This window comes from Williamsia sp. z34 (assembly GCF_059553395.1).
In genome coordinates this window covers 539,619-546,900 of sequence record NZ_JCANWW010000004.1, presented here as the reverse complement: position 1 = coordinate 546,900, position 7,282 = coordinate 539,619, and the positions used below count along the sequence as shown (strand labels likewise).

General features: G+C 65.0%; 7 protein-coding genes. 4 read left to right on the top strand and 3 right to left on the bottom strand.

Annotated features, from left to right (window positions below):
* The first annotated feature begins 264 nt into the window (after nt 1–264).
* Nucleotides 265–1,320, top strand: a complete 1,056-nt coding sequence (locus tag AC51GT_RS13615; RefSeq protein ID WP_496323328.1) for an IS110 family RNA-guided transposase — start codon at nt 265–267, stop codon at nt 1,318–1,320.
* An 82-nt stretch (nt 1,321–1,402) separates the two neighbouring features.
* Here the strand turns inward: AC51GT_RS13615 and AC51GT_RS13610 are convergent, their stop codons facing one another.
* A complete protein-coding gene (locus tag AC51GT_RS13610) occupies nt 1,403–2,227 on the bottom strand; it encodes a hypothetical protein (protein ID WP_496329094.1) in 825 nt (274 codons plus the stop codon).
* 162 nt (nt 2,228–2,389) lie between these two features.
* The gene (locus tag AC51GT_RS13605; RefSeq protein ID WP_496329093.1) at nt 2,390–3,160 is read right to left on the bottom strand and encodes an alpha/beta fold hydrolase; all 771 of its coding nucleotides are present in this window, start codon (nt 3,158–3,160) and stop codon (nt 2,390–2,392) included.
* Nucleotides 3,161–3,252: 92 nt separating this feature from the next.
* Here AC51GT_RS13605 and AC51GT_RS13600 point away from each other — a divergent pair, with 92 nt between their 5' ends.
* The 3 genes from AC51GT_RS13600 to AC51GT_RS13590 are packed head-to-tail and all read left to right on the top strand — an operon-like array spanning nt 3,253 to nt 5,782.
* A complete protein-coding gene (locus AC51GT_RS13600; protein ID WP_496322949.1) occupies nt 3,253–4,815 on the top strand; it encodes a carboxylesterase/lipase family protein in 1,563 nt (520 codons plus the stop codon).
* Nucleotides 4,812–5,270: a MaoC family dehydratase gene (locus AC51GT_RS13595; RefSeq protein ID WP_496322950.1), complete on the top strand. Its 459-nt coding sequence runs from the start codon at nt 4,812–4,814 to the stop codon at nt 5,268–5,270. The genes AC51GT_RS13600 and AC51GT_RS13595 overlap by 4 nt, the downstream gene beginning before the upstream one ends.
* Complete coding sequence (locus AC51GT_RS13590; RefSeq protein WP_496329092.1) at nt 5,267–5,782, top strand: DUF2599 domain-containing protein; 516 nt, start codon at nt 5,267–5,269, stop codon at nt 5,780–5,782. The genes AC51GT_RS13595 and AC51GT_RS13590 overlap by 4 nt, the downstream gene beginning before the upstream one ends.
* A 28-nt stretch (nt 5,783–5,810) precedes the next feature.
* Here AC51GT_RS13590 and AC51GT_RS13585 read toward each other — a convergent pair whose 3' ends face one another.
* Nucleotides 5,811–7,205, bottom strand: coding sequence for an FAD-binding oxidoreductase (locus AC51GT_RS13585; protein ID WP_496322952.1), 1,395 nt, complete (start codon nt 7,203–7,205; stop codon nt 5,811–5,813).
* Nucleotides 7,206–7,282 lie beyond the last annotated feature (77 nt).

The following is a 7,282-nucleotide window of genomic DNA, read 5'->3' as shown; positions in this document are numbered from 1 at the left end:
CCCGATGATGTGCCCTCAGTGTGACTCTTGTGTTGCCGCCTGAGCGGTGGTTGGGTCCTGGTCACCTGGTGTTTGGCTCTTGATGTGCCTGCCGGCATCGCATTGATGCGCATGTCTGGTCTTGCAAAAGTTATGCCAACACCAGGTGGGAAGGACCGGCCGATGTGGCTTGATAGGAGCGTGGCAACGCCCCCAACTGAGGATTGCCCACCGACCGGCCCAACCGTCCCTGGTCCCTGTTTCTGAAATCAGGAGGCAACCACCATGGTTGTAGTTGGAGTCGATGTACACAAGAGCTCACACACATTTGTTGCCGTCGATCCCGTCGGCAAAAAGCTAGGCCAACTCACCGCCCCGGCCACCACCGCCGGCCATCATGCCGCGATGCGATGGGCCCACACCCAGTTCGGTACCGACCTGCTCTGGGGCATCGAAGACTGCCGACAGATGTCGACCCGCCTCGAACGCGACCTACTCACCGCCGGCCAGACCGCCGTGCGGGTACCCACCAAAATGATGGCCCACACCCGTGCCTCGGCACGTACCCGCGGCAAATCAGATCCCATCGACGCTCTGGCCGTCGCGCGGGCAGTGCTGCGCGAACCGAACCTGCCCGCCGCCGGCGCCGACCCCCGATCCCGCGAGATACGTCTACTAGTCGATCGACGCGAAGTGTTTGTCGCACAACGCACCTCAACAATCAACCGACTGCTGTGGCGAGTCCATGAAATCAACCCCGCCTACGCCCCCAAACCACGCTCGCTGAGCATGCACAAACACCAACAGATCCTCGCCGCACAGCTGGCCACCGAGACCGGACTGCTGGCCGACATCGCCCGCGAAGAACTCGACGAGATCATCTCCCTGACCACCCGGATCAACACCACGGCCACCGAGATCGGCAAACGAGTCCGCGAACTGGTTCCCTCGCTACTACAGCTACCCGGCTGCGGGGAACTCACCGCAGCCAAAATCGTCGGCGAAACCGCCGGCATCGCCCGCTTCCACTCGGCCGACGCCTACGCCAACTACGCCGGCACCGCCCCCATCCCGGTCTGGTCCGGCAACACCGCCGGCCGCGTCCGGCTACCGCGCTGCGGCAACCGACAACTCACCACCGCCCTGCACCGCATCGCCCTGACCCAAACCCGACTCGAAGACAGCGACGGCTACACCTACTACCGCAAACGCCGCGCCGCCGGCGACTCCACCACCGCAGCCCTCCGAGCACTCCGACGCCGCCTGGTCCGCACCGTCTATCAACGCCTGATCACCGACACTGCGCCCCAACCACGAGCCATTCAGACCGCCGCCGCTTGACATAGGAGCAACTTTTGGCGAACAAAACCCCAGGTGGGCGACGCCAAAAGGGCACATCATCGGGGTGCGGGGGAGGACTGGCTCAGGGTAGGAGCTTGTCCACGGCAACGCGTCCCACGATGCCCACGGCGATGATGATCAGACTCACCACGGTCGTGAGCGCATCGGTGATCAGACCGGCGACACCGGTGACGATCACGAACAGCGGGACCCAGCCCAGAAGATGCATGAGCGACGGTGGGCTCACATCTTCGCCGGCTTCCCGGGCCGCGTGGGCAGTCGCGTAATCGGGGTAGAACTCCGTGAAGGCGACGGCAAAGAACGTACCGGCGAGCTGGATGATCCAGCCGGTCCAGAAATTGTTGTTGTTGTCCAGGACTGCATCACCGATGAACCCGGCGACCGCCGCCACGCCGAACCCGAACACCCAGGCCCAGGTGATCACGTAGTTGATCCGCAGGAACAGCGGCTGGGTCCAGAGTTCTTCGGGGGTGCCTTCTTTGGCGTACTGCAAGGTGAACGGCTGCCGGATGAGGATCGATCCGAACGCGAAGGCCACGAGGGCGATATTGGTCATCTCGCCGCCCCAGTGCTCCAGCCACTTCACGACGTCGGCCGAGGCGAACTGCGCCAGTACCACCATTGCGGCGAAGTAGGTGAGGTCGAAGACCTCGAGGAACTTCAGCTTGCTGCCGCGCCGATGACTGCCGAGGACCAGCAGGAGTGAGAGACCGAATGCCGCGGCCGCGGCCTCTTCGAACCGTCCCGGACCCACGATGAGCGCCATCAGAATCCACGGCGACATTCCGGCGAATGGGGAGTTCAGAAATGCGGTCAGTATGCGCCGGGTTTTCGACAGCTCGACGACGGCAGGGGTGATCGCCGTGTCATCTGAATTGTTTGTCACGAAATGCCAATCTATTGTCGGCGGAATATGCTCCGTGATCCTAACCGCTGATTGACTGTGCCACACGAGAAATCGATCGCTGAATCAATTCCCCGGAGTATTAATGATCGCTGACATTCTCGGCGATGACAGAACAATGTGTTCAAACGCGGCAATGAACGATCACGCGGGATCGGCCCGGAGGAAATTGATGATCACCGAATTGACCACGCCCGGCGTCTCGATCGGGATGAGATGTGTTCCGGGCAGCACCGCCAGCCGAGCGTGAGGAAGCTGATCCACGATCGCCAGAGTGTGCTCGATGAGCACCTCGTCGTGATCGCCCTGCATCACCAGCGTCGGGGCGGTCACCGCGGTCAGCTCGGACAGGTCCAACTCGGGTTCGTTCGCGATCATCGCGGTGGTCTTCTCGAACACCACCGGGAAATGGTCGTCGCCGTCCGGTGAGGCCGACGCGTAGTCGGCTCGCAGGAACTGCACGATCTCGGAGTCGATGTCGCCGATGGCCTCCAGCATCCCGCCCGTCGCCCGGCCGGAGGAGTTCAGGTACTGGCCGAGCACAACCATGCGATCGACCAGATCCGGTCGCCGCAGGGCCACCAGGAATGCGATGACGGCACCGTCGCTCCATCCGACGAGATGAGCGGGACCGCCCACCACCTCGTCGAGGTAGACGATGGTCTCCTGGGCCATCGTCTCGTAGTGGAACTCGGCGGTGACGTCGGCGCTGTGTCCATGACCGTGGCGCTCAGGGGCATAGACCCTGAATCCGGCGTCCACACACGGACCGAACTGCCCGCCCCAGTCCGCCGCACTCGAGAACGCGCCGTGCAGTAGCACCACGGGTTCGCCCTCGCCGGCGACCTGGTGCCAGATCGCTGTGCCGGGTTCGGGATGGCTGATGTCTACATATCCGGTGAAGTCCGTGGTCATGGCCACGAGGATCCCAGATGGACCGCGACCGGACGCGGTGAATCGCACCGATGGCGGGCGAGCGTCCGCTACCGGCCGCTAGGGTCGGGAACATGGCCAGTGCAAACACAACAGTGACACTTTCCGACGGTGTTGTCGCCGGCGTTCGGGACGGGGACATCATCCGATGGCGGGGGATTCCCTACGCCGCGCCGCCGGTGGGCGACCTGAGGTTGCGCGCTCCGCAGCCCGCCGTCGGGTGGACGGGGGTGCTGCAGGCGAACAGCTTTGGCAATGCGGCACCGCAGAATCCGAAATACGCACTCGTCGAGCGCGGCAAAAAGCAGCCGGTCAGTGAGGATTCGCTGATCGTCAATGTGGTGGCGCCGGAGCAGGCCTCGACCGAACCTCGGCCGGTGATGGTGTTCATCCACGGCGGCGCATACATTCTCGGATCGACCGCCACGCCGCTCTATTACGGTCACGACCTCGTCCGCCGCGGAGACGTCATCTTCGTCTCGATGAATTATCGGCTCGGGCCACTGGGATACGGAGATTTCACCGAACTCTCCACCCCGCAGCGGCCGTTCGAATCGAATCTCGGATTGCGCGATCAGGTTGCCGCACTGCAGTGGGTCCGGGACAACATCGCCGAATTCGGTGGAGATCCCGGCAATGTCACCATCTTCGGTGAGAGCGCCGGCGGAAATGCCGTCACCACCTTGATGGCCACACCCGCGGCCGGTGGCCTGTTCCACCGCGCGATCGCCGAGAGTTCGGCACCGATCCTCACGCTGCACCGGCATTTCGCGCGGAAGTGGGGCCACAAACTCACCGAACTGCTGTGCGCCGACATGGGAGTCGACGATCCGGCCCGGGCGCTGGTCGATGCCTCGCTCGCCGAGATCGGTCGCGCCGGACATCGTCTGGCCCGCTGGGTGACCACGGATACCCCGGGGCTGCTGCCGTTCGGGCCGGTGGTCGACGGCGATTATCTGCCGCTGGCGCCGGTCGATGCCTTCACGCAGGGGACCGCGCACCGGGTCCCGATGATCATCGGGACCAACCGCAACGAGGGCACACTGTTCAAGCGGTTGCCGCAAGGGATGCTGTCGACCGAGGAATCGATCACGGCGATGTTCGCGGCCACCGAACCCGACGCGCAGGAGCGGATCGCCGGTGCGTACGGCGGCTTGTCCAAGCCGAGGTCGATGGTGAAGTTCGGCGGCGACTACATCTTCCTGGTCGGCACCATCGCGGCGACCGAGGGCCATGCGCAGCATGCACCCACCTATGCCTACCGATACGACTACGCCCCACGCCTGCTGAAGTTGTTGGGCCTGGGCGCAACACACGCGACCGAGTTGTTCGCCGTCTTCGGTGTCTATCGCGGAAAGGCCGGTCTGTTGCTCGCGCGGGGCAGTGATCGTCGCAGCGCACTGCGCGTCACGGACGAGATCCAGGATCAGTGGTTGGCATTCGCCAAAACCGGTGAGCCACTGGAATCCTGGCCGCGCTACACTCCGAAGGTCCGCGCCACCAGGATCTTCGACAAGCATTCTTATGTGGAAATCGACCCCTATCGCGCCCGTCGTGAGGCGTGGGCCGGATTCGGTGATTATGTGGCCACGATTCCGGGAGCGGAGCCGGCCACGGAGACGATGGAGAAGGTATGAAGCGAGTTTTCACTTCGGTGGCCGATGTGCTCGGGGCGGTCGGATCGGAGGTCGGCAAAAGCGATTGGCTCGAGATCACGCAGGATCGCGTCGACCTGTTCGCGGACGCAACCGGCGACCACCAGTGGATTCACGTCGACGTCGAACGGGCCAAGTCGAGCCCGTTCGGGGGAACGATCGCGCACGGTTTCCTGTCCCTGTCGTTGCTCCCGATGCTCGGCGCCCAGATCTACGGTTTCGAGAACGTGAAGATGGCATTGAACTACGGCAGCAACAAGGTTCGCTTCCCGACGCCGGTGCTGGTCGGTTCGAAGGTGCAGTTGACCACCACCCTCGCCGATGCCACCGAGCTGCCCAACGGAGGTGTCCAGGTCGTCTTCGGTCACAGCCTGGCGATCGAGGGCGGTACCAAGCCCGCCCTGGTCGCGGAAATGGTTGTCCGGGTTCTTTTTTGACAGTCACACATACGGCCACTGCATGGTGCCGCGCAGCAGCAGGGATCCTGCTGGCCGCGGCACTGCTCGTCGGTTGCTCCGACTCCGGGGATGACTCTTCCGGCGATGGCGGGGCGCCGGCGACCCGGCCGAGCACCACCGCACCGACAACGACGGGGGTGATGTCGGTCGAGACGACACCGACGTCGGCCTACCTACCGCCGTTCATCGGCCGGGTGGAGTGGGCGCAGACCGAGCAGGGCCCGAGCCTGCAGGTGTTTCCCACCCAGGCCGGCCGGTACGTGCCCGGGGAAGGCGAACTCGCTGTGGCCTGGGCCGAGGTGGTTGCGCTGGACCGGACCGCCGACAGTCCGGGGATGCGTGATCAATTCGCCTGTCACTGGCGATTTGCCAGGCTCGTCGAGCCGGAGAAGACCAGCTGGAATCTCGAGCCGTGGCGGCCGGTGGTCTCCGGGGCCGAGATGATCGCAGACCGGTGCAATCCCGGTGGAGCCGAAGAAACGATCCCGTGACAACCCCTTCGCTCCGGGCCGTATCCGATCAGGCCGGGGCCGGGATCCGGACGACCTGACCGACCCTGAGCACACCGGCCGGATCATGGCGGTCGGCCAACGCGCCGAGCCAGACAAGGGTGTCTTCGTCGTAACAGCGAGCCAATCGCTCCGGGCTGCTGCCCGGGTCGAAGTTCGGTAGCTGCCCGAGGGCCCACGGTGCCATCGCATCGATGACGGCTGCGGCATGCGGAGCCACGTGTTCGGCGACCGGCGGCACCAGCGCCCCGACCACGAACAGGTGGTACGGCGCATTTCGATGACAGAACGCGCTGCGGTGCGCTGCCGGGGCGGACATCGCACCGCCGAACCGGCGGATTTCGACAACCACCTGAGGGGACTGTGAACCGGGGCCGGTCAGCGAGAGCAGATCGCCCAATGCCGTGTCGTTCAGTTCACCGAGCAGGGTGCCGGCTTCGAATGACGGCATCGGATCAACCGGGTCCGCGTGGATCGCACCCATTGCGGCATAAGGCATCACCGAAACGGCATCGATGAGCGGGGTGGCCAGTGCGCGCATGGGTGCGAAGAGTGCCTCTGCCTCGGCCGGATCCGCCAGGGATGCGTACCGGACCGCGACGGTGAGTTTGCCGGCGAGTGGCGGCGGGACCTCCGGGAGGGGTGGCAGCCGGAGCAGCGCGATGGAGGTGTTGGCGTGCTCCGGCAGGTCGATGCTCCAGTCCCGCCAGGCGCGAAGGATCTGTGCTGCGTCGGCTCCGTCGAAATAGACTGCGCCACCGTAGAACTCGACGATGGGCAGCAGGTCGATCTCCACCGAGGTCACGATGCCGAGGGTGGCCTTGCCCCCGCGTAGGCCCCAGAAGAGTTCTGCATGGTTCTCCGGTGTGACGTGCAGGATCTCGCCCTGGCCGGTCACCAACTCGAACGAACGCACATGATCCGAGGACAGACCGACGGTTCGGACGAATGGTCCGATGCCGCAGCCGGTGATGAATCCGACCACCCCGACATCGGGTGCCGAACCGGCCAGCCCGGCCAGCCCGTGCGGCGCGGCCTCCTCGATCACCCGTTGCCACTTCACGCCGGCGCCGACGTGCGCCGTACGGGCCTGCGGGTCGATCACCAGATCCGACAGCGCACCGGTCTGCACCAGGATGCTGCCCTGGTCGAGGGGAAGTGCGCCGTGGCCGGTGGCGTGGACGGCAACGGTCAGGCCGTGCTGTGCGGCGATCCGGAGTGTGGCTGCGACGTCGGCCGGTGACTCCACGAACACGGCCGCACGGGGGTTCGTCGAGGCGGCGACATTCCATGGGATGGCGCGTTCGAACCCGGGCTCACCCGGACGGACGACCAGGCCCGCGACGGCTGCCCGCAGGTCCGCGACCGGGTCGGTACCTGTGCTGCTGGGGGTGGTGACGGTCATCGTGTTTGGTTCCTTCGCTCGAGGTCCGTAACTGATGACGTCAGCGTGCGCGCGGGCACTTGGGAGGTTCTTGGTGT